The following is a 21760-nucleotide window of genomic DNA, read 5'->3' as shown; positions in this document are numbered from 1 at the left end:
GATTGATGCAGTAACGATATGTACACAGGTTCCACCGCATTTTGAACATCTTCTAAGAGGGAATTCAATACGTTGGATACGCAGGTCCTCAAACATGAGTGATCCCCTGTACACACTTCGAACAAGGAATCTACGGTTTACGTACCGACCTTTTGCTAGCAAGCTATGGGTAGGGTTTAACGGGCCTCGAATATTATACGGACACAATGGTATACTGCTTAGTCGTGATGAGTGGAATGCGGTTCTGGATACAGTTCAGGACGAAATAGCTTCATGTTTCCTTTGGATTCCACCTAATCTGCTACAGTGGACTATTAGTCGAATTGAATACCCAGTGCATTTTCGAGTTGCCAAAGGAGAAATGAAGGAATGGTTAGATGTCCTTTCACAGTATCGCATACCGTATCTCTTGCCGAATAACGACTACAAAGACAAAGGCACAGCCTATCAGGGGAACCTTAGTCGACAGATTATCTGCTATGACAAACAGAAACAAATGAGAGAAGTGTATGGATATGAGACACCGTTTCTGAAAAATATATTACGGCTCGAGATGCGCTATCGCAGTACGAATGCGGTAAAGCGAAGTATGCGACGAGCACTGGGCAGAGACGTAGCCCCAATTTTGGCTACAGGATCGTCAGACCAGTGGTTAGGGACTGTCCAAGACCAACTTACAGATATGATAGAGAGCGTGGTATCTGCTCCGTCTTTAGCGGATGCGGAAGCGATCATGAAAATGAACAACTGGACGAATGCAGTCATCCGTCACCACGTAACATGGTTGGGGCAACTCATGCAGCTAGGGGTGAGGGCGATGTTCTTAAAGAATCCACAAAAGTTCTACCGTATGAAACGAAAGTTGGGTTCAATCGGATTGGCAGTTATGATTAGCTTTGGACTTCAAGTTCCGCAGCGTCTATCAAAAGAGAAAGAGAATATACTGGTTGCATAAAAGTAAAACAAAACTATGTAGTAGTTACTGCAAACGCCTATAATGACGAATAGAGACATTACGGAGTAATATTCACAAGGCAACCTGCTGGAAACTGCTTGGGGCACAATATCACCGGTTTTATTTGAGATAACCATCACAGTAGTTGACAAGTTCTTATGAAAGAGATACAGTTCTCCTACTGACACAAGAAGTGGTCAGATTTATTCTATCGGATACTCGGTAGGGTAGATCTGACCACTTTTCGTTTTTTAGCCTACCAAGTATCAGGTACCTTGATAACTACATAGCGAGTGAGCGCAACCCAGCCAGGTGCTGAGATGCACGTGGAACGCCTGTAGACGTCTACTGCAAATAAAGTAATTCAAGAGAGGAGATTATTAACAATGATAGATATCTATGTAGAGGCAAGAGAAGCAAATAACAATCACTTGGCAAATTTGCTAACGAGTCGATACCGTGCTCGTGATTTTGGTACGGTCAGTCTTAAGGGCATAGAAGCCAACACCAATGCGGCAGCCTTTGTTCGACGACTGATAGAGATGATATTGGTGGGTCAGCAGGTTCCAGAAGCACGAATGGCAAGGGATGTACAAATTCTCAAGGAGAGCTTTTGTGGAAACCTCACTACAATGAACTTCCGAAGAGAGGTCAGAAATCTGATGATGAAATGGACTTTGCTGCAAGCAAAGCTCAAGGCATTAGATTTAGAGGGTGCCAATCGGTTAGTTGCATGGACTTCATCGGTCTGCGATTTAGCGCTATCACCTATGGGAGAAGGTCAGACGGGAAGCTTACTTCTGGCATTGGGCAACAACAACCTCGTGCCTATCCGATTTAGCCAATCGCAGGAGTGGCCAACAGCAGATTCAGATTGGATCGATTGCTACTCGATGTGGCCCAATTTTCTCGGGTTCTTTGACTTCCTCGACCAGCCAGATATCGATTCTGTTGTCGAGATACTTCCAGAGGTCTTCGTTGAGCCAGGTTGGTATTCAGCCGACAGAAATGATGTGCAAACAGACTACACAGACCTGGGTGCTGACATCTTTGATACCTTGTTCAAGGACCACCAAACATTACAACAGTCGCATCGAATCAAAGTCGGTGACGGCTTCTGTGAATACATTGACTTGGTTCCTTTAAAAGGTGTGAGCCCGATTGATGGTTGGTATAGTGGTCTTGCAGCGGCGATAACCTACGAAGGCACCCTTGGGGGAGATATCTATCTCGTGCTACAAACCGAACACTTAAACGATCACAATCTATTGATGGGCCAAGAACAAGATGACGGTGTAGGACCTTCGGTCATCCTACGGATTTATGAAGCTGTGGCAGAAGCAATGTGGGAAGAGACCGGGGAGTTGGTCCAAATTGATGAGGTGCGAGCGGAGTTAGGTGAACTGTAATAGGGTACAGGAGGTCGGCCGACATGTCGGTCGACCCTTATACCGACAAACTGGGTGGATTTACGGCAATGAAACGGAACGCAACTGGACACAAGTGATCTATAAACGCAAGGAGCGGTTCTATAATCCCGTGCGCCAAAACAAAACTCACATTCGTGCGTTGGAGCAGCTGCTACAGGAGTGCAGTGACCTAAATTTGCAATCAATCATCGTGTTTAACGACCGAACAACCTTCAAACAGGTGCGAACGCAAACTCCTGTCATTCATCCAAGGGAACTTCTGAGTATGATACGCAGTTACACGGTGCATGCCGTATCAGCAGAAAACCTCACGAAAGCGAGGGAACTTATCAACGGCGCCAACATTGTGGACAAGAAGATACGGGAACAACATGCGAAACGAGCAGGGACTCGCAAGGCGAAGGGTTATGGAGGCAATCGATCTTAAGCAAAGTTTTATCAAGGCTGGGGCCCTATGTTAGTGACTCTCTAGCTGCTCGTGGGGGATAGCCTTAGACACCAGTTGGTACACTATAGTGCACTATAGGCGACTAGTCCACTATAGTGTACCATTGCTTACTAGCTGACTTGACCTAACACCGAGGACTCTTCAGGAGCGATTTTCACCACTCCTGAGCGATTTCAAATTCCGGATAGTCTTTAGGGACGTATAGGAGAAAACATGGGCGAAAACGGCCGAAAATAGCTCATTCGAGACGAATATAACGTAAAAATCCCGTCTCAGGACCTCCTACTGCTGCAGAATCGCTCGCACCGGCTCTATCTGTAACTAGCCATGTAATCACCTATAAATCATCTAAAGTGAGAGTCTGGCCCCCAGGATGCGTTTTTCAAGGGATCAAATACCTGTGGAGTAGCGTGGGAAGTAATGAGTATCTTCCATGGAGGCAGTGATGAGAGATGGCCTTCAAGCCAATCTCGGTGCAGTAAACCAGTTGCTATGAAGCTGATGGTGCCTTAACTCAGGCTGCAATTGAAAGGGCATTATCACTGTCTTCATCCATTTATGGCAAGAAAGTGGATTGTCATGTTATCTGTATGTACCCCGCTTTGGCGGGGTTATTTAGTGGCGAGTTGCTCAAACATTTTGCCAACAAAAGAAATCACGTCCACATCCTGACTCTGTAGGTAACTCATGATAGCTGCTTCTGCCACTTCAGACGCCGAGGATCCCACGCTCAGCACATCTAAGGCGGTCAGAGCATATTTGGAGAGGGTGAAAGTGGCTCGCTTTTGACTCCCTCGCAATTCCCGGTCGGGAATTTGGCCCATCACGGACTGTTTCTTCGCTTCCTCACGCTGCTGAGTTTGTTTACGCTGCCGTTTGCGTTCAGCCGCACATGCTTTGCATATGGCTGGGTTTTCGGCACGTGGATACAATGCCTCGTCCCTAGATACCCAGTGCTTACCCTCCTCGCAAAAAAAGGTCGCCGAATCGCCGGCGCTGGTAATGTCGTCGGTCTGGTTAGTGCCCGCTTCTGCTGAATTTTCGTCAAGCACGGCACTTGTGTTTTGATACTGTGTAATATCCATATTTATCCACCTCCTTCTGGACTTGCTACTGCTATACCAAGTGATGTCAGGAGCGTAAAGGACTTTTACACGATAATGCAAGGTGTGCGCTAAGAAATTTGAACGGGTAGTGGCTACTGGGGAATGTGGACAAATATGCCGTCACACTGATGTGCATCTGTGACAAAGGACGTTTAGAGATCGGGGTGCCGAGATCATGAAGGTGTTGCAGACACGATTTTCACGGGACTTCTAATTTCGAACACCTCTCATAAGCTCTCCTTCACAAACTTTGCGAGAGTTCTGCATTCGGTTTGCAAAGCGAGACGTATTGATTGATAAAATTTCAGAGGGGATCAATGTATCTTGTCGATGCTCGTTCTGATATATTAAATCTGTATCTATCGGTAAACTTTGGATGCGAAATTTGAACGAACGCAGGTGTATCGTTGATGGTAGATGACAAATCGGATAGAGGTATTATAGTCGACGAGGTAGTGGACAAGTACACCAACGAATTAAGTCAGAAAAGGTTAATCGATAGAGCGCTCAAATTTCCATTGTTGGCTCACGTGCTTCTCGCTATATATCTCGGCGTATACATTCTTGCAGTTGTCGGTTCTCTGATATTGGGAATAGGGTTTAAGATAAAATGGGCGAAGTGGAATACGTGGGGATTCTGGGGAACGATTATAGTGCTATTTCTTGCCTTCGGTACGATTGTGATACGAATAGTAATGGAGAGAAGAAAAGTCAACAAATTCTATCAGGCAGAGTCAGCAATATCGTCGACTAAAAAAATGAGATGGAGAGAGAAGCTAGACTCTCGTAGGAAAGATGAATTTTGGGAATACTTAAAAGAAAAAGAACTTCTCTCAATAGAAAAAATGACTGTCATTATTATATTACTGAGCCAGCGAGCGGATGAACAAAAATTTCAAGGTTTGTTCGGCCCCGGTATAGCGTTAGCACTAGTGATTCCCCTATGGTCGGGCTTCATTAACGCTATTTTACATTTCGCCAAAAATGCCATAGATGATTTTCAAATTCTTGTGGTATTTGGACTGATGATCGGGATGGTCGTATGGCTGATCGTTTTGACACGTTCTACTATTCTGGATTTTGTGGAACGACCATATAGAAAGACAAAGAGTGTCATCGGGGTTCTGAGAGATTTTTCCGCAGAACGGACACTGAGTGAAGGTAAAAGTACCACGCAAACTGAATGCGCAGCGCCGATTGATGAGAAAGAGGCTACTTCGAAAGAAGATTCGACCCACGATGGTGGAAGGAGGGATTGCAATGGAGTCATGTTGAATCCCATATTTGATTCGTGTCCGGGGATGCGTGAAGCGTATGATGCCCGACTGCAAGCTGGTTGGAAGTACGTGAGGGCAACCTGGTCCTGCTGTGCCAAGAGTCGTGTGGAAACTGCTCTGGTGACGTTCACAAAGGGCGACCGGGAGCAGATGATAGCTTTCAAGAGTAAACATTACAGTTCCACAAAACCCTTAGCATCTCGATAGAATCCCTCCTTGTGATGGTATCGGGACAATACACAGAGGACGTGGTGATGGATCTTTACTACGAGCAATTTGCATGAAAATGCGTCAGCGTTGCGTCGCTCTTGTTCAGTGCTCGGGCAGCTTCGTGCAACACGAAATGCACGGAGCCCCATCAAAAACTGTGTCTTCATAAGGACATGAGCATCTCTCGGGAGGCGATTACTATAAAAATTGTTAGCTCTTGTCTGATCGGATGCAAGTGTCGATATGATAATAAGTCTGCATTGAGTCCAGAAGTTGAGAAGTTAGTTCAAAGCAGAGAGGCTGTTCCAGTATGTCCCGAACAATTAGGAGGACTTCCGACGCCGAGGTTTCCAGCAGAAATTGTGGGCGGGGATGGGTTTGACGTGATTGACGGTACAGCCAGAGTGATCGATAGTCACGGAAATGATGTTACCCAGAGCTTTATTAATGGAGCTTATCGAACGCTAAACGTTGCAGAGACTATCAGAGCAACCACGGCAATACTCAAAAAGAACAGTCCTTCTTGTGGCAGCAACTTCATATACGATGGTTCTTTTTCAGGTAACAAAAAAGAGGGTGTGGGAGTCACAACTGCACTGTTAATAAGAAATGGGCTTGTAGTTTCAGATGAAGACACAAAATAGCTATGTGCATCGATATGCAGTACCAGTCTCCCTTGTCGTATGTCGCAAGCGGGCAGAATATCGCCTTACCAATCTCCCTGCATAGGACCGTTATGAGAGGAGTTATTTTTATGGACGCTAAACGGCTCGCTGGCGAAAAAGCTGTTGAATACGTTGAAGATGGAATGATTTTGGGTCTAGGAACAGGATCAACGGTTTACTGGTCGATTTTGAAACTGGCTGAATTCGTCCAAAGAGGACTTACTGTCTCCTGTGTAGCTACATCGAAGAAGACAGAAGTGCTCGCAACTGAACTGGGAATTCAACTTAGAGATATTTTCGAATGTCGTGGATTAGACCTTACTATAGATGGTGCAGATGAGATTGATGAGAATTTCAACCTTATCAAGGGTGGAGGAGGCGCATTATTTCGGGAGAAAATGGTGGCATCAATATCTCGCCGTTTTATCGTAGTCGTTGACGATTCAAAATGTGTCTCTACTCTTGGCAGATTCGTTCTCCCCGTGGAGATTGTACAATTTGGGTGGAATATTACAAGTAACCGAGTCGCTGAATTGGATTGTGTTCCAAAGTTACGGATGGAGAAAGATGTTCCCTTCGTTACAGATAACGGTAATTACATTCTGGACTGTACGTTTAACACCATTAACGACCCACAAGGCTTGGATAGGAAACTTAATGCGATAACTGGCGTCGTCGACAATGGATTGTTCGTGGGAATGGCTGATACGGCGATTGTCGGTGGGCAAGATAGTGTCATTGCAAAAGTGAATAACACCAGGCTGTAATACGAGGGCTTATGTCTGAGAAGGATTTGTTTATAAGTACATACTTGTCGAGTCTGTAGCTTACGGGCAGTTCCATAGCACAGATACCATTTATCTGAAATGGAGGAAGGAATATGACTACGAATGATTGGCAGGGTCGCATTATTAGGTTGCGTGCTATGGTCCCATCAGATATCTCGTTATTTGAAACTTTCGATGATGACATATCCCGCAACGTTGATGTTGTATATTTCCCACAATCGATGCAACGTTTACAAAATTGGTTTGATGAAGAAATGACGAAGCAAAGGAACGATGATTCATTCCGATGGGTGGCGGAGAATTCGGAGGGTCAGCCCGTTGGCACTATTGATACTTTCAAATGCAATCGGAGGTTTGGCACTTTTAAGTACGGTTTAGCAGTGAGCTTACAACATCAGGGAAAGGGCTATGCGACGGAGATAATTCTTCTTGTGCTACGCTACTATTTTCATGAGTTGCGATATCAAAAGGTCACTCCGCATGTGTATTCGTTTAATCATCCGTCACTAACGCTGCACGAGAAGCTAGGTTTCAACCGAGAAGGACAATTAAGAAACATGATTTATTCTCACGGGAAGTTCTTCGATGAAATATACTATGGGATGACTAGGGACGAGTTTGATAGACGGTTCGCAGACGAAACGTCGTAATGATAGGTTTATTTGGACAGGCGTGATTGGCAGTGAATTTGTGAACATTCGACTTTTGGATGAATACGCCGCCCGGATGTGTCAGGTAGTTAGATTACGGGAGTTAAGAGAACGAGCCTGATTCTTTTGGATCAACATATGAGCAAGAGGCGACCAAACCTTTAAAAATTTTGTCGAGCGGATACAAACTACGGCAGACCAGTTGACTCTGGGATCTTTCGATGACAATCAGTCGTTGATTGGCATCGTCAATTTTGTACTTGAAAATAGCCTGCAGACTGCACATACAGGAAATATCTACGGAATGTATGTAGAACCAGAATTTCTCGTGGACAGGGTATCGGCAAGGCACTGCCGTTAACCCTTATTAAAAGGCAACAAAACCATGTGAAGGTTGGAACAGATACATTGCCTCTTCTATGGAATTCATTCCCTTGGCATCCTTACAAGTTCGACAATGTACAGTCAAACAGAGCCCCAGTGACAGGAGAGTTGCAAGAGGGTAGAGGATTCTTGGAACAATTGGTGGGGATGTATGAATTGGATATGGTTGTAGCTGTGGGAAGGAAGGCAGAGACAGGACTCAAGCCCTATGTATCAGAGTCCACTGGGAAATTGAGGATTGGTGACTCTGTACTTCGTTTTGCTACAGTCCGTCATCCCTCTTTCGGGGGCAAGGGAGACTTTGTGAAAGGAATGGCAACGGTCACTTTGGGGATTTCTCTCTTGTAATATCTCAATGGATTATAGAATGGACAGCAAGGCAAATAAGGAATGCATCTATAAGTCAATACAGTAGTTTCTGCTATGGAGCGGATATCTGTTACTTTGCAACAGCTGACCTGTTAGGAGTGTCTGATAAGCAAAACAGTAGTATCTGGGCTCAGGAAGATATGGTAGAATGTGACTATAGAGGGAACTTTGTATGAGTATAGAGGAAAACCTTCATGATTTGTGATTGATAAGATTGTACCTTCGGAGGGCGCATGATACTTCAAGGCTCATTAGGTAATTCAGCTTTTGAAAGAAGCATCAAAGAGCTGGTAACTACGGATTCAAAGACCGAAGTCGTATTCAATCTTCGGAATATCACTTTTATTGAACCTTATGGTCTAATTGGTCTCATTACGGCTGCTCGCTACTGTAATAGTCAATTGGGGATAAGGCCACAAATCGTACCCCCCCCACGAAAAATAGCGACATATATGAATCGAATGAACTTCTTTAATACTTTCAGGAATTATGGCGATTTCCATAAAGGTTTGCTATTGTCATTGCCTAGTCGACGTGATAGTCCACTGTTAGAGGTATCCAAGCTAGAGTTCGTGTCAAATTGGGCCGTTGTGGATATCGCTGGATCACTGATGAACCGAATGGTCATGATCTTAAGCAGAGAGACATCCCTGAAGAGAGCCCTCATACACAAAATTGGCATAAATATCGTGGAAATTTGTGAGAACGTCTATCATAGTAAGGATATGGGATATGTCGCTGTCCAACGGTATGAGTACCCACAGCCTATGGTCAAGGTTGGCATTATGGATTTGGGTATCGGAATAGCGGCTTCCTTGGAGAAACGGTATAAGACTCTACGACCGAGTTGGTCAGATTTAGATGCTATTAAGCTTTCAATTGAACCAGATGTCACATCCAGAGAAGGAGGAGGAGGGCTAGGATTAACACAACTATCGAAATTCATACGGGATGAAGCGCATGGACTCTTATCCATCCGTTCTGGCACAGGAAAACTTGTAATATCTAATGCAGGAACAAACCGTGAATATAGTGACCTGACATACTTCCCTGGAACTCAAATAGATATGACAATCCCAATTGGTTGACAACCAAGCCGTTAGATGGTAGTCTATCAACGAATTCAACGGAATTTGTTGAAAACGTAGATTCGGGGGAGAACTATGCTACGTATACCCGTTGCTGAATACCTAAGGGCCATTGTGGGGGCACCGTATCTTGCCACGAGACCATACGGAAGGCAAGTAAGGGAAAGAGTTATCACCGTTATCCAAGGAACGTCTAATGAGAGTATTGTCAATTTGGATTTTGAGGGAGTGCAATTCCTAGATTACTCAGGGTCTGACGAATTGGTCGTTATGCTAATGAATCGAATCGTAAATAACGAATTAGGTTTGCGTTATCTGGTTCTATCTAATTTAATGGAATGGCATAGAGAGAATATATTGGTTGCGCTAGAGAGGACAAAGAAACATTCGCTTTTGGAGATTAGGTCTGAAGGTCTATTTCTTCTTGGAAAGGTTAAACCGATGCTTGTCAATGTATTACGAGCTGTTTACAATCAGCATGTGGAAACTGCAAGGGCTCTTGCAGATATTGCAGGACATGAAATCAATCTCGCAAGCACAAAGTTATCCCAGTTATATCAACAACGACTCATCATTCGAGTAGAATCCGTTCTACCCGAAGGTGGCCGCCAGTATATGTATCGACCTGTCCTACCACTTACGTTTCATTTAGAGTAACTTGAGGTCACTTGACCTCTTTTACATATTGGAATTCAACGGTTTCTGTTGAAAACAAATACATCGATAGTGTTACGGAAATACCGCAGTCTATCTGCGTTTACCATACAGGTTCTTCATACAACCAATTAAAGGGGTTATTTGTGATGAGATTATTTGTTCAGGGAGAAGGCATTAACGAAATTGAAGTTGTTGAGGTGGAAGCAGACGTCACAGTAGAGGAAGTAATACAAAAAGCACATAGTCTTGGACTTCCTTTCTCAGAAACAGGTCAGGAAATCTGGGTTGGCTTTGAAGATGAAGTAGCGGCATTGGAACACGGCACTCAGCTATCGAATGGCGACCTCGATGACCGCCGTATTCATTGCCATCGGTGTCACGAGGTAAAGGTCTCTGTCTGGTACAACAACCTAAAAACTGAAGAGGGATTTTCACCGGCTACGACGGTCAAGCGAGTATTTGAATGGGCAACTGGTCCAGACGGATTCAACTTTTCACCTGAAGATGCGGCGGAATCAATTCTTCAGGTGATGGGTGGTAGCGAGCAACCGGCTTCAAACGTTCACATCGGGAGTTTGGTTGAGTTCCCAAATTGCGAATTACAGTTCGAGATCGTCCATCGGGATCGTCCGCAGGGGTGAATGGAGATGGGACCAGATCATCAGGTGTTTGAACAGCATAGCGCTAGCGGTGCTTTTCAGGACGGGGTATCTCGAGGTTGGTGGCGGGTTGTGCGGATGGATTGGCCCCAAGTGTGGATTGCTGTATCCGCTGTAGAAAGACCGCAGTCTCCTAGTGAGTACGTATTTTGCTTTGAATGTTCGAATTATCCACAGGACGCTCCCACAGCGGTGCCATGGAATGTTGACAGTAATTGCGTGCTGGACAGGAACCTCTGGCCAGCGGGGCAAGGTTACGTAAATACCGTGTTTCGGCCAGAATGGAATCCGAATGCTCTCTATCTCCCAACCGACAGAGTAGCGTTGCAGTGTCACGAAAATTGGAAGACGGAATATCCAAAGGCCGTATGGAACCCAAGAAAGGAGATAACCCATTACCTGGGGCTCATTTATGATTGCCTTTATTCGCCGGATTATCGAGGGACTCGTCGGGCCCTCAGCCGTAATTAGCACATCTCCATCTCAATGGCGTGACTTGATAGCGGATCTCAATGCTCGAAGTGCAGGTGAACGTGAAAGCGGGGCTTTTCTGTTGGGCAGAATTCGAGACAACGGTCGTAGAATTATTCAGGACTCCGTTCTATACGACGATTTAGATGCGACGGCACTCGAGTCAGGGGGGATTTATCTTCGATCCAGTGCGTATCCCCGGCTGTGGGCAATTTGCCGGGAACGTAACATGTCTGTCGTCGCCGACGTACACACGCATCCTGGAGCGTTCGTGCAGCAAAGCTCAATCGACCAGGAACATCCAATGATTTCTCAACGTGGTCATATCGCAATTGTTCTCCCGCACTATGGCAGAACACCTGAGGATCCAAGGTTCGCCGGCATTTATCGGTATATTGGGTCACACCAATGGGAGACGTTGCAAACGGGACGTGGCAAAGCCAAGGCGATTCACGTGAGGAGGCAGTAACAGATGCACAAGGATGCGTTACATCGTTTGGCCAAGCAGGCCATGGACAGTGGGCGGGTCTCTTCAGTAGAACAAGCCATGGGGTTGCTGAGAAGTTTACACTTGAACGTCTATGTTGGGCCGGAGATTGAGGACTCCCGTTCACTTCAAGCAGCCTTGGCCACAATCATCAACACGGGGCGCCGTACATTTGTTGGCGGCGTCCACGTAGTTGCCAGCGAGGATTATACGGTGGATATTCCGTGGTCACAATCAACCTCACTATCTGGATTAGCACGGAAGTTCGGGGCCAACTGGTTGTCGAGCGCTAAGGAAAGTGCCCCTTCTATTATCCTTGGCGGTGTGCAATCTGAGGGATTGGTGGGGTCACGAAAAATCCAGGTTACATTTGACGGTTGGACGGCGAGTGTCACCCCTTGGAGACGTGGACGGCTACCGGAGAGAGATACTTATCCGGTTGCGGGTGTTTTGGCCGGAGCAATGGCGGTATCAGAGGCCTTCTTGTCTCAATGGACGAGAAATGCCCTAGCCGGGGAGCGTAAACTTGAAGTCTGTCTTTGGCCTCACATTGGAGACCAAATTGAGCCCCCAACGGCTCTTCTGTTACCAGCGAAACTTTGGATTGTTGGTCTCGGTCATCTCGGACAAGCCGTACTATGGACGTTGGGGCTTTTACCGTATAAACACCCAGATGAGGTATCCTTCGTTCTACAGGACTTTGATAAAATTAGCGAGTCAAACGACAGCACCTGTTTGCTGACAGACTCACAAGGGTTTGACAAGAAGAAATCAAGGTGGATCGCTGAACGCTGTGAGGAAGTTGGATTTCAGACCACTATCTGTGAAAGGTTGTTTTCGGAGGAAACATCGCCTCAAGGCGATGAGCCTGAGTTATGCTTGTGTTTGCCAGATAATATGGCGGCTAGAGAAGCGCTGGCGACGGGTCGCTTCAGGTATAGTATCGAAGCGGGACTCGGGGATAGCCATGAAACGTTTATGCAGTTTGGTGTTCACACATTTCCGGGAGTTATTGATCCGACATCTCTTGGTGGAGACAATCGGCACAAGAGCATTGAGGTAAACTCGCTGCCACCTGCTTATCAGGTCCTGGGTGATAAGGTTGAGGCTTGTGGGTTGGTCGAACTTGCGGGTGTGGCGGTTGGAGCACCGTTCGTAGGAACTGTAGCCGCATGTTTTGTGGTTTCAGAACTTGTACGTTTATTGAACGGAGGTCCTTTATTTGACATTATTCAAGGGGATCTTCGGAATTTGGACGATATCACATTTGTTGAAAAGCGCAAAGTGCCTACCCCATATAATTATGGATTTGTTGAGTCGATATCCTAGTGCTGATTTGGAGTTTTCAATGAGATTATCAGTACACCAAACTTGGACGGAGGGACAATGATGTCACTAGATCTGTCGGATACTCTGGTTGTCGGAATTTCTGGAACAGCATTATATAATTTGGATGATATCGACAGCCGCTTTCGTGAACTGTCAGCGTCAGACCCGGATTCTGCTATAGAAATCTATAGAAAGGAAATGTCTGAAACCGAAGAGATTCCGTTAGAGCATGGAGCCGGACATCCCTTAGTGCGGGCCTTATTAAACTTAAATCGTCATCAAAGTGAGAATGAGTCTCCTCTGGTGGAAGTTGTCATCATGTCACGAAATAGCCCCGAAACAGGACTCCGCATCCTAAACAGCATTCGCCATGATGGGCTTAGCATCACACGCTCAGCCTTCACCGCAGGTGAATCAGTTGTCGACTATCTGGATGCCTTTGATGTCGACCTCTTTCTAACGACTAATGTTGAGGATGCACAGCGAGTTATCGACAGCCGAGTCTGCGCAGCCGCCGTCCTCTCGAAATTGCCGGAGCATATAGACAATCTATCTGATGACCAAGTTCGAATTGCTTTTGATGGAGACGCTGTCTTATTTGATGAGCAAAGCGAACTTGTCTATAAGACGAAAGGCATTGAGGCTTTTCGGACAATAGAAGACGAGTCGAAAGAAATACCACTGCAGGAAGGTCCTTATGCCGTCCTTCTCAAAAAGCTCGCACAACTTCAAGACCGATTGCCTGGACGCATTGAATACTCCCCAGTACGTATTGCACTTGTTACCGCTCGCAATAGCCCAGCCGAAATTCGAGTGATCAAGACCTTGCGTGCTTGGGGCGTTTATGTAGACGAGTGCTTTTTTCTTGGGGGATTAGAAAAGACAAAGGTACTTCGGGCTTTTCGACCGCACATCTTCTTTGATGATCAAGATATTCATCTTGATAAGGCTGCCGAATTTGTTCCATCAGGGAAAGTTCTGTACGCTACAGATTCTCCCTTAGCTCAAGAAGGAGAGTGATAAGGATGAGGCGTCCGATTGCTAGAGATGCGGCATGTATTGCGATCATTCTTTATAGAAACGGCATGGCGATCAACTTACTCCATTACAACGGAATAGCAAGAACAAGCTAGTGAAACTTTATCTGAAAAGTGGGATGTAATCCAATGGGAGGTGCTTGAGAGCGCAAGTTTCTTGCTGACCAGGTGGGGACAGGTTACTGAATGACCATAGCTCATTTCTGTCATGAATGTACAAGTTAGCATGATTCGGAAGAGAGGCAAAGTTGATAAAGACAGTCCTATTTTTTAATCGTCTATGCTTTTGCTGAGGGGGATAAAAATATTGAAAGAATCAAATTACTCATTTAAGACTTCTGATGGTAGAGAATTTCATGCTCGTAGTGAGTGGCTACGTCAAAGTACAGAGAGCATTGTGGTTGAATTCAATGTAATAGGTCCGCAAACGAATGCAATAATTGTATTTCACATGTCTAAATTCGCTGCATCACGTATTAGAGAGGGGAAATTTAGCGAGCCATATGAGGATTGGCTTCAAGGGTTTGGATTTCAAACTATAAAAAATTCTGTTGAAGATGGATCTGTACATAGTGGCGACTATTACCTTGTTGAACACCAAATTACGTCACACGATTTTATTGGAAGTAAATTAGAGGATTTAATCCAGCCTTGATAGGTAGAAGAGTAATGTTTATTGTCCACAAGGGACGCTACGGTCATTCCCAAGCTACTTGCATATGTCTGTATACAAGTAAGAAAATCTAACGGGTACTGTTGTTCTGTCCATCGAGAGCCAATGTGTCCTATGTTAGGATTCTTATTATTTACAGTGGGAGGTAATTCATAATGCAAAAGAAAAAGCGACTTACTCCCTATTTGTTCGATGTAATTCTCAGCATGAAAGAAACCCGGGATGAAATAGACAGGTATTGTGTTAATTTTTTGAGGAATGTTAGCAGATATAGCATCTTTATGCATTCAGTCTTGCAGGATACTCCGAAAGACAAGGATTTTCTCCTTGTACCAGTATCTCAGTATATCGTTTCACTAGTAGGATGCTTAGAAACATTTTTGAGAGATACGTTTGTCTTTCTTCTGAATAATCAGCCTAAATTCTACATGACAATTTGTACTTTTACACAGTCTGAATTAAGTGAACATCCTGACGACGACGTCGCAGATGGAGTGACCCATGCTGAATTTATCAGTCAGATGTTTAATTTTCAAAACTTAAAGGATATCGAGAGTGCCTTCAGCCCACTTTGTGATGGAGGTGAGTTTATATCTGCAATTAGTGAATTTCAACTTAAATGTGTGGTTGCCCGGGTGGACAGATTTACTATCTTCTCGCTCGACCAGTTCTTTTCAGTCCGCTCCACTCTGAATGACATTCTGAAGTACAGGCATCGTATAATCCATGATGCCAACTATCGCCCCACTGACGTTCTGACAACCATCCCTACGATTGAGTCTTTAATGGTGTTTCTTCCGCAAATGATTACATTTTGGATCCATCGAAGGAGTGAAACACCATACATGTCTCGAAATGATGATGAATCCGACTTATCAGCTGAAGGACAGAGCACACAGTCAACATCATTACCTTATCTTTTCACTGTTAGCGATCTCATTGCGGATGACTGGATACCAGTTGAATAAGCCTGGTGGATATCGGTGAGTCACGATTTAACTGGATTCTATTCAGGAACCATTGCAACGACCCCATAGCTTTGCAACCCGTGTTTGGTTTGCGAAAGAAGACGCTCAACGGTCACCTCTCATGTCGGTTATGTCGATTGTGTGTTCAGTGTAAAAGTGGTCTCCCCTGCTTTCAGGCTCTATTGGTGTAAAGCTGCCATTTTCGCTCGACCGAACGATAACGACGTGACATTGCGGAAGGTATTTTGTCTTATTTGAATCCGCAGAGGGGCCAATTACACCCATAAATTCATTCTTCATTTCTGAATCCTCGAGACCTTTAAGCGTTTGTCGGGCCCAATTCCTTAACGGGGTGTTAGTGCTATGTGTCCGGACTGGTGTGCCGATGCTCCCGCTGTTCACTCCAATTCCAAAATCATATATTGCTCGCTGCTATTTGTTCACTGTATCCTGAGAAGTCGTGTAATTTTATTACAAATTAACAATTAGACTCGTGCTCCGTTATAGGACGGACTCGTTGTTCTTAGGTCCACATTTTCATCATAAGAATAGTAAGATTCATATCGGCCGCTGATTTCATATAAGAATAAAAATGAACCTACTAATTTCAATATTGCTGAATCCAAGAGGTCGGGTGGTGGAGAAAAAGGAGGGATGCCAGATCTTTTCGGGCGATGATGTAGAAGACCATATTGCTCTACGTTAAGCCAAAACGAAGGAGAGGTCCCATGAAATTCTTTGATTTTTCTAGTTTTGCTTGAATGAAGGACAATCGAACATCTTGCGTTTTGAGACTAAAACTGAGCTGCATAACATCCGAAAGTTCACCACGTGCAGGCAGGGGAATTTCTCCATGGCCGACTAGGTGTGTAGCTAACTTGGTGCTTACTCCCATGGTATTCTTCAACGTGAACATCATCCGTGATTGACTTAAACGAGTTTATCCAGTGTCGAAATATACTTACCTCGCCTTCCGCTGGGCTTGCGGGGAGTGTGTAGAAATTAGATTGCAAACTACTTTCGAGACTGATGGGATTCATTACTCATTTCTCCTGACATAAGCGAAGGTGAACATAAAGAGCCAACCAGAGGGCTATTACTGTGTTACATTCCCCAACTCACGGGCTCGTGCAAAAAGAGTTTCAAACTCTTTCGGGACTTTCATATGGTCCGCAATGTATTGCCACATCTGAGGTCCCTTTCCAACGGTGTCTCTTGCCTCTTGCTTTAAGTCTGGATCTACCTTGAGGGTCTCCCACTTATCGGATAGCTTGTTGCCTCTTAAAAAGATGTTGTTGTCGGTTCCTATTGGAAATTTGTCAATTTCGCTCTTCTCTCCTAACGTGATCTCATCCTCCTGCATCAACCCCATAGAGGCGAGTTCTCGGAATATTTTCTTGTTCTCTGAAAGTTCTTCCCCTTTATTGTTGAATTTTCGTAAGATATCCGCATCATACAGGGCAACCCAGGGGATGTGAAACTGTTTATATAAACTAATGAAAGAGGTAATCCTACTCTTACCTGTTGCATTTTGGATGTGTATTCCCAGAGCCTCTGCACTGAGACCAAATTCCCTATTTGTCCATTGATTCAACCAAATCGGCAGACCGAAGATTTCTCCATATCCTTCAACGAGTATTACGCACTTTGCAAATAGGAAAAGAAAATCGTCCGAAGATTGAGTTAGGCGCTTCAGTCCGGACTTTGATATTTGGTGTGAGTCAATAGAGTTAGTTACAGCAGACCATTTGTTTGACATATAAACTCGTCGAATTTGCTCGATTCCGAACGATGCCGCAATAAATGGAGAGTGCGTGATTACCAAGTGCTGTGTTAGGCTGTCAATCCATTCTATGCCAATTCTACTTTGAAACCAGGGATGAAGGTTACGTTCAGGTTCATCTATGCCGATGATGTGCTGGTCTAGTTGAGCCAATGTTAGTAGTGTTATCACTTGTTCACGACCGGATCCGCTAAACGACATAGGAATATCTTCGTTAGTAGTGAGGGTAATATACTGTTCTTCTACAGTTTCGTTTTGTCTCAAGATTCGGGTTCGATGTTTTACTATAACGTCCATTTCCGCTCCAGTGAGGTTTCTGAACTGGGAGCGGATTGTGTCATATTTTGTTCGCTCACTAAAAGTCCCATTCTTCATTAAAAATAGGTACAGGGGTAGCTCTCTATTTTGTATCAAAGAGACATCTGGGGTGCAGGGACGTAAAATCACCTCTGTGTTTTGGTGCCAACTATCCATGATAAAAATACTTTCAGATATCAATTTACGATACAAGTCTGACAGCTTGACGATTTCAGAACCGTGTAAAGCCACTTTCAATGCCTGAAGAAGGCTCAAACGTATGTAAGATGTCTCCTTTTGTTGCTCACGACGATTCAACTCCAAGTCAACATTTAGAGAGTTGTCTCTAATCGTTTTTGATATGAGCTTCATATTTAGTTTAGAGAAGGTCGGCATAGTCGATGTTTCTCCTGCAAGAAACGATTGTAATTGTTTAAAAGTTTTTTCTGGCAACGACTCAAAGTAGACCTGTGAAAGCGGCTTTCCGGAATAAGATCCGTTGTTGACTTTAGGGATCAGTATCCCATCTCGTAACGGAATAATTAGACCCATATCGGGGAATTCGATATCCAAGCGAGAATTGTGGGGGTCAGACGGCTCTACTCTATAACGTAGTGTCCCATTGTCCAGACAAAAGTCTTCAGGAATTTCAAGATAATTAAGTAAGAAATTTTGGACGGCGATACGTCGTTCTGGTATCGGTTCTACATTTTTTTCATTAGAGTCAACACAAATTCTACGAAACACCTCATAGTTCGGGAAAGAAATGAGGTCTCTTATAAACTTTTGTAACAAATCTCTTTCGGTTGCTGAGTGTAGCGCAAAGTCAAATCCGATCTCATATGAACGAATTTCCTTGCCGAAGTCTGCATAGCGTGATGCATATAGGGCAGGTTCTTCTAAATTAAGGTAACGACTCTCAAGGACGTCTAGCAGTGTTTTCAAGAGGCGTAAAACGTTTGATTTTCCGTGACCGTTCGGCCCAACTAGAACTGTTCCTTTTTGTGATTGAAATGTAAATTCGAAACTGTCGCCGAATGATAAGAAATGACGTGCGAAGATTCTAGTGATACGCATCGTAATCCACTCCTGTTTTTTAACTTCTCATTGTCAGTGAGATTTTACGTGTAGTTAACAGAGCACACCGTGTTTTATTCACCGGGGGAACCTCCCTCTAACTCTGTTCGAACCTGATAGCGCCATCGTTCAATAACACTATCTAAATCTCCTCCGTCAACAGGGTCACTTCTCCAGCCCTCCAAGAACGATATGTCCTGTGACCGAGGCAGTTTCCAGGATTCTAAGTCATCCATCAATATTCTTGCTGGCACGGGTGCAGCTTGTCCGACAAAAATAGCTTCTCTGCGTCTGAGCCCAGGTAAGACTTTGGTGAGAGAACGCAACGAATCTGGAAGAAAGCGAATAACATGAGCTTGGTCTTCAGAGTTGGTCAAGCGAAGCACAAGCCAGGTGTTGCATTGGGAAAGCACGGTGGCCTCTAATTCACTGGGGCGCTGTGACACTAATAACAGTCCAAGCCCGTACTTTCTCCCTTCTTTTGCAATGCGTCGAATGGCGTCTTGAGCCGCTGTGTATTCTGCTTCCCCTCTATTGGGCACGTAGCGATGTGCTTCTTCACAGACGATGAGTACCGGGTCACCCTTTCGTTCGTCCGGTTTTTGCCACAATTTATACATGAACAAGAGTCGTGAAATGACAGCAGCGATGATTCCCCCAACGTCGCTTGGTATTCCTGATAAATCGACAATTCGCATGGGATCGTCACGGTTAATGAATTGAGATAGGATGACCGATATTTCATCGGACTCACTACTCCATTCGTTCATTAAGAAACTGAGTCTTGAATCTCGTCGTAGGGCATCAATCTTGTTCAAAAGCGACTGATGTTTATCTTGTTTCGACGGCTGTGGCGGCATGTCATCCTTTATGTATTGAATTAGAGTCTCAAGTGAGAATGGAACCGGTGAGTCTACGCTGATTTTCGTCTTATCGATGTTAAGATTCGTGGTCCCGTCCACTCTGGATTTCTGGATAGCATTTTTTAAGATGTTAGTTTGGGATGTAGCTTGAAATTCAGTCTTACCTATAAATAAATCTAATAGTTCTTGCAAATTTAACAACCAATATGGAATATGCAGGCTTCCTTCGTCAGACACTAGCCTCGCTGCGTTAGGAAAAGCAGTTGAATATTCATCGTGTGGGTCTAAAATTATGATGTGGGGGTGCCAGTCGATTCCTTCTGATATCCGGAAATTTTGCACTGCATGCAGTAATACAGAAACAGCCGCAGACTTGCCCGAACCCGTGGACCCTAGAATTGCGGAGTGCTTTCCAAACAAATCATCAATGCTTGCAAAACATTGAACTGAAGCGGATCCGACATACGTTCCAATTGGAATGGCATCCTCAGAATTGGTTGAGCGGTAAATATCTTTTAATTCCGTGCTCGTTGTGAGGTAAACGCTTTGTTGGGGTAAAGGGTAGGTACTTACTCCCCGTTCAAACTTCAGAGCGTACTTGCCTGAATCGTCAGTAGCCCACACACCTTCACCAAACAAGTCAGCTTCCAAAATACGAGAGTCATCAGCTTTGGGTGTATAGCTACCCCGTTCTCCTTCTAATTCTGTTTTTAACCTAAGCCTAGAGACGAACATAAAGAGAATGCGTTCTCCAAAGTATATCTTCAGTATTGACCCGTACTGTCCTATTGAATAAACATGTGCGTTATGAACTCTTGTCAACTCATCAATATTGCTATCGAGTTCGGCAATTACATGTGTACCATCCACTTCGAGAATAGACCCAATCCTTAGTTTGCTTTCAGGTCTCGCATACGCCATTAGTTTGTCTCCTTTGACAGCATAGTTGCTAGAACTTCGAACTTATACCATTCCAACTCACTTTCCGATTCGAAAACGACCGATCCATTTTCCCAAACACGCTTTTTGCCAAATATGATGACCTTAGGCTGAAGTAGGGGGTCATTTATCCAGGAACGTAGGGGTGGAGGTAATTCATCGAGTCCTAAAAACACTGCTAATGAGAGACCGCCTTGGCTACGCTTAATGGCGTCAATGATATCAGCGTTTATGTGAGCATCGCCAAAGCTATATCCTAAAATTGCGAGAACTTGATCCATTTGCGATGATAAGGAATGCCGAAAACTGATCATCATTCGTGAAAAGGGATCATATTGTGCTTCCCTGTATTTTGCTGATGCCGGGTAAATGACGACTGACTCTCCACTTCCTATAATTTCATCATGAGGTAGTGTATTCCGTAGTCGCATGGGAAAGTCGTGCTCTTGCGTTTTGACCCAGTCAATCGACCCGTGTAATTTTAGGACTCTAGCTTCTAGTCCCCGACGTCCCACCAAGTCAAACTCTTCGCCATTTAACGGGGTAGGATCCCACCACGCTGTGGCGCCTCCAACGAAGCCGTCGCTAAACGCTATTCCTTCTAGTGCGAGAGCATCTTCAATCAAAGTGTCGTAGTTTAATATGAAATAATTAACTGGATGGGCATTTCTTCCGTCCCTTAATTGATACTGTATCGCACGACAGAAAGTTCGATGGTGTCGTATGCTCGAAATTTCCTTAGATAAGACATCACGAACTTTCGTCTTAATTAACCTAAGAGCCTGTTGAGTATGCTGTCGTGTATAAGGTCCATACCCAGGTGGGTAAACGGTATCCGTGACTCCTCGGGCTTCTTGCCTTTCAAGTATGGCATCGATATCCTGGAGTTCACTTAAATAGTCTTCAATTGTGGCATTATGAGCGGATTCATATCGTCTTTTAATCTCGGTAAGTAGCTTTAAGGGCAAATTGTTCTGATTATTCTCTTCCTTGTCAGTTAGTGTGCTGTAAACCTCGTCTGTTAGCTGACCCATTAGAGGTAGTCCTGCACACCTGCTACAGCCGGCACCTATCAAAAATGACAGACGAGTATGAGAGAGTAATTCCAAAATCCTTTGCTCATAGTAGTCGATTGGATCCATCAACCCAT

General features: G+C 44.6%; 20 protein-coding genes. 16 read left to right on the top strand and 4 right to left on the bottom strand.

Going from position 1 to position 21760, the window contains the following annotated elements:
• Positions 1 to 361 precede the first annotated feature (361 nt).
• From GI364_RS15030 to GI364_RS15020, 3 genes are all read left to right on the top strand, one after another.
• A complete protein-coding gene (locus tag GI364_RS15030; protein ID WP_198850072.1) occupies positions 362 to 955 on the top strand; it encodes a hypothetical protein in 594 nt (197 codons plus the stop codon).
• Positions 956 to 1341: 386 nt separating this feature from the next.
• Positions 1342 to 2364, top strand: a complete 1023-nt coding sequence (locus tag GI364_RS15025) for a hypothetical protein (RefSeq protein ID WP_198850071.1) — start codon at positions 1342 to 1344, stop codon at positions 2362 to 2364.
• On the top strand, positions 2354 to 2812 hold the full coding sequence (locus GI364_RS15020; RefSeq protein WP_198850070.1) for a nuclease-related domain-containing protein: 459 nt from the start codon (positions 2354 to 2356) through the stop codon (positions 2810 to 2812). Before GI364_RS15025 ends, GI364_RS15020 begins: the two co-directional genes overlap by 11 nt.
• A 632-nt stretch (positions 2813 to 3444) precedes the next feature.
• Here GI364_RS15020 and GI364_RS15015 read toward each other — a convergent pair.
• Positions 3445 to 3918 carry a hypothetical protein gene (locus GI364_RS15015; RefSeq protein WP_198850069.1) on the bottom strand — a complete coding sequence of 158 codons (474 nt, stop codon included), beginning with the start codon at positions 3916 to 3918 and terminating at the stop codon, positions 3445 to 3447.
• A gap of 431 nt (positions 3919 to 4349) precedes the next feature.
• Between GI364_RS15015 and GI364_RS15010 the strand changes: the two genes are divergently transcribed.
• The 13 genes from GI364_RS15010 to GI364_RS14950 all read left to right on the top strand — a co-directional run bounded on the left by GI364_RS15010 (position 4350) and on the right by GI364_RS14950 (position 15651).
• Complete coding sequence (locus GI364_RS15010) at positions 4350 to 5423, top strand: hypothetical protein (RefSeq protein WP_198850068.1); 1074 nt, start codon at positions 4350 to 4352, stop codon at positions 5421 to 5423.
• A 203-nt stretch (positions 5424 to 5626) separates the two neighbouring features.
• Entirely contained in the window at positions 5627 to 6070 is a 444-nt protein-coding gene (locus GI364_RS15005; protein WP_198854045.1) for a 2-thiouracil desulfurase family protein, read from the top strand.
• 110 nt (positions 6071 to 6180) lie between these two features.
• Positions 6181 to 6858 carry a ribose-5-phosphate isomerase RpiA gene (gene rpiA / locus GI364_RS15000; protein ID WP_198850067.1) on the top strand — a complete coding sequence of 226 codons (678 nt, stop codon included), beginning with the start codon at positions 6181 to 6183 and terminating at the stop codon, positions 6856 to 6858.
• Positions 6859 to 6971: 113 nt separating this feature from the next.
• Entirely contained in the window at positions 6972 to 7529 is a 558-nt protein-coding gene (locus GI364_RS14995) for a GNAT family N-acetyltransferase (RefSeq protein ID WP_198850066.1), read from the top strand.
• Positions 7530 to 8042: 513 nt separating this feature from the next.
• Entirely contained in the window at positions 8043 to 8261 is a 219-nt protein-coding gene (locus GI364_RS14990) for a uracil-DNA glycosylase family protein (protein WP_198850065.1), read from the top strand.
• A 542-nt stretch (positions 8262 to 8803) separates the two neighbouring features.
• A complete protein-coding gene (locus GI364_RS14985) occupies positions 8804 to 9370 on the top strand; it encodes a hypothetical protein (RefSeq protein WP_198850064.1) in 567 nt (188 codons plus the stop codon).
• A gap of 75 nt (positions 9371 to 9445) precedes the next feature.
• Positions 9446 to 10027, top strand: coding sequence for a hypothetical protein (locus GI364_RS14980; RefSeq protein WP_198850063.1), 582 nt, complete (start codon positions 9446 to 9448; stop codon positions 10025 to 10027).
• Between the two features lie 146 nt (positions 10028 to 10173).
• Positions 10174 to 10668 carry a hypothetical protein gene (locus GI364_RS14975; RefSeq protein ID WP_198850062.1) on the top strand — a complete coding sequence of 165 codons (495 nt, stop codon included), beginning with the start codon at positions 10174 to 10176 and terminating at the stop codon, positions 10666 to 10668.
• Between the two features lie 430 nt (positions 10669 to 11098).
• Positions 11099 to 11626 carry an MPN domain-containing protein gene (locus tag GI364_RS14970; protein ID WP_198850061.1) on the top strand — a complete coding sequence of 176 codons (528 nt, stop codon included), beginning with the start codon at positions 11099 to 11101 and terminating at the stop codon, positions 11624 to 11626.
• Between the two features lie 3 nt (positions 11627 to 11629).
• Positions 11630 to 12973 carry a ubiquitin-activating E1 family protein gene (locus GI364_RS14965; protein ID WP_198850060.1) on the top strand — a complete coding sequence of 448 codons (1344 nt, stop codon included), beginning with the start codon at positions 11630 to 11632 and terminating at the stop codon, positions 12971 to 12973.
• A 57-nt stretch (positions 12974 to 13030) separates the two neighbouring features.
• Entirely contained in the window at positions 13031 to 13993 is a 963-nt protein-coding gene (locus GI364_RS14960) for a 5'-nucleotidase (protein ID WP_198850059.1), read from the top strand.
• Positions 13994 to 14317: 324 nt separating this feature from the next.
• Entirely contained in the window at positions 14318 to 14665 is a 348-nt protein-coding gene (locus tag GI364_RS14955; RefSeq protein WP_198850058.1) for a hypothetical protein, read from the top strand.
• A 173-nt stretch (positions 14666 to 14838) separates the two neighbouring features.
• A complete protein-coding gene (locus GI364_RS14950) occupies positions 14839 to 15651 on the top strand; it encodes a HEPN domain-containing protein (protein ID WP_198850057.1) in 813 nt (270 codons plus the stop codon).
• Positions 15652 to 16747: 1096 nt separating this feature from the next.
• Here the strand turns inward: GI364_RS14950 and GI364_RS14945 are convergent.
• From GI364_RS14945 to GI364_RS14935, 3 genes are all read right to left on the bottom strand, one after another.
• Complete coding sequence (locus GI364_RS14945; protein ID WP_198850056.1) at positions 16748 to 18808, bottom strand: AAA family ATPase; 2061 nt, start codon at positions 18806 to 18808, stop codon at positions 16748 to 16750.
• A 74-nt stretch (positions 18809 to 18882) separates the two neighbouring features.
• Entirely contained in the window at positions 18883 to 20592 is a 1710-nt protein-coding gene (locus GI364_RS14940; protein WP_198850055.1) for an ATP-binding protein, read from the bottom strand.
• Positions 20592 to 21752 carry an SIR2 family protein gene (locus tag GI364_RS14935; RefSeq protein ID WP_198850054.1) on the bottom strand — a complete coding sequence of 387 codons (1161 nt, stop codon included), beginning with the start codon at positions 21750 to 21752 and terminating at the stop codon, positions 20592 to 20594. The genes GI364_RS14940 and GI364_RS14935 overlap by 1 nt, the downstream gene beginning before the upstream one ends.
• Between the last annotated feature and the right edge of the window lie 8 nt (positions 21753 to 21760).

The sequence above is a fragment of the Alicyclobacillus sp. SO9 genome, assembly GCF_016406125.1.
In the GTDB taxonomy this organism is placed as follows: Bacteria; Bacillota; Bacilli; order Alicyclobacillales; family Alicyclobacillaceae; genus SO9.
The sequence above is the reverse complement of the archived record's forward strand: the minus strand, read 5'-3'. Positions and strand labels throughout refer to the sequence as shown.

Bases quoted from the DNA above. Each gene is read 5' to 3' on its own strand.
- GI364_RS15030 (WP_198850072.1), top strand. From the start codon at position 362: ATGAAGGAATGGTTAGATGTCCTTTCACAGTATCGCATACCGTATCTC.
- GI364_RS15025 (WP_198850071.1), top strand. From the start codon at position 1,342: ATGATAGATATCTATGTAGAGGCAAGAGAAGCAAATAACAATCACTTG.
- GI364_RS15015 (WP_198850069.1), bottom strand. From the start codon at position 3,918: ATGGATATTACACAGTATCAAAACACAAGTGCCGTGCTTGACGAAAAT.
- GI364_RS15010 (WP_198850068.1), top strand. From the start codon at position 4,350: ATGGTAGATGACAAATCGGATAGAGGTATTATAGTCGACGAGGTAGTG.
- rpiA (WP_198850067.1), top strand. From the start codon at position 6,181: ATGGACGCTAAACGGCTCGCTGGCGAAAAAGCTGTTGAATACGTTGAA.
- GI364_RS14995 (WP_198850066.1), top strand. From the start codon at position 6,972: ATGACTACGAATGATTGGCAGGGTCGCATTATTAGGTTGCGTGCTATG.
- GI364_RS14980 (WP_198850063.1), top strand. From the start codon at position 9,446: ATGCTACGTATACCCGTTGCTGAATACCTAAGGGCCATTGTGGGGGCA.
- GI364_RS14975 (WP_198850062.1), top strand. From the start codon at position 10,174: ATGAGATTATTTGTTCAGGGAGAAGGCATTAACGAAATTGAAGTTGTT.
- GI364_RS14970 (WP_198850061.1), top strand. From the start codon at position 11,099: ATGATTGCCTTTATTCGCCGGATTATCGAGGGACTCGTCGGGCCCTCA.
- GI364_RS14965 (WP_198850060.1), top strand. From the start codon at position 11,630: ATGCACAAGGATGCGTTACATCGTTTGGCCAAGCAGGCCATGGACAGT.
- GI364_RS14960 (WP_198850059.1), top strand. From the start codon at position 13,031: ATGATGTCACTAGATCTGTCGGATACTCTGGTTGTCGGAATTTCTGGA.
- GI364_RS14950 (WP_198850057.1), top strand. From the start codon at position 14,839: ATGCAAAAGAAAAAGCGACTTACTCCCTATTTGTTCGATGTAATTCTC.
- GI364_RS14945 (WP_198850056.1), bottom strand. From the start codon at position 18,808: ATGCGTATCACTAGAATCTTCGCACGTCATTTCTTATCATTCGGCGAC.
- GI364_RS14940 (WP_198850055.1), bottom strand. From the start codon at position 20,592: ATGGCGTATGCGAGACCTGAAAGCAAACTAAGGATTGGGTCTATTCTC.
- GI364_RS14935 (WP_198850054.1), bottom strand. From the start codon at position 21,752: ATGGATCCAATCGACTACTATGAGCAAAGGATTTTGGAATTACTCTCT.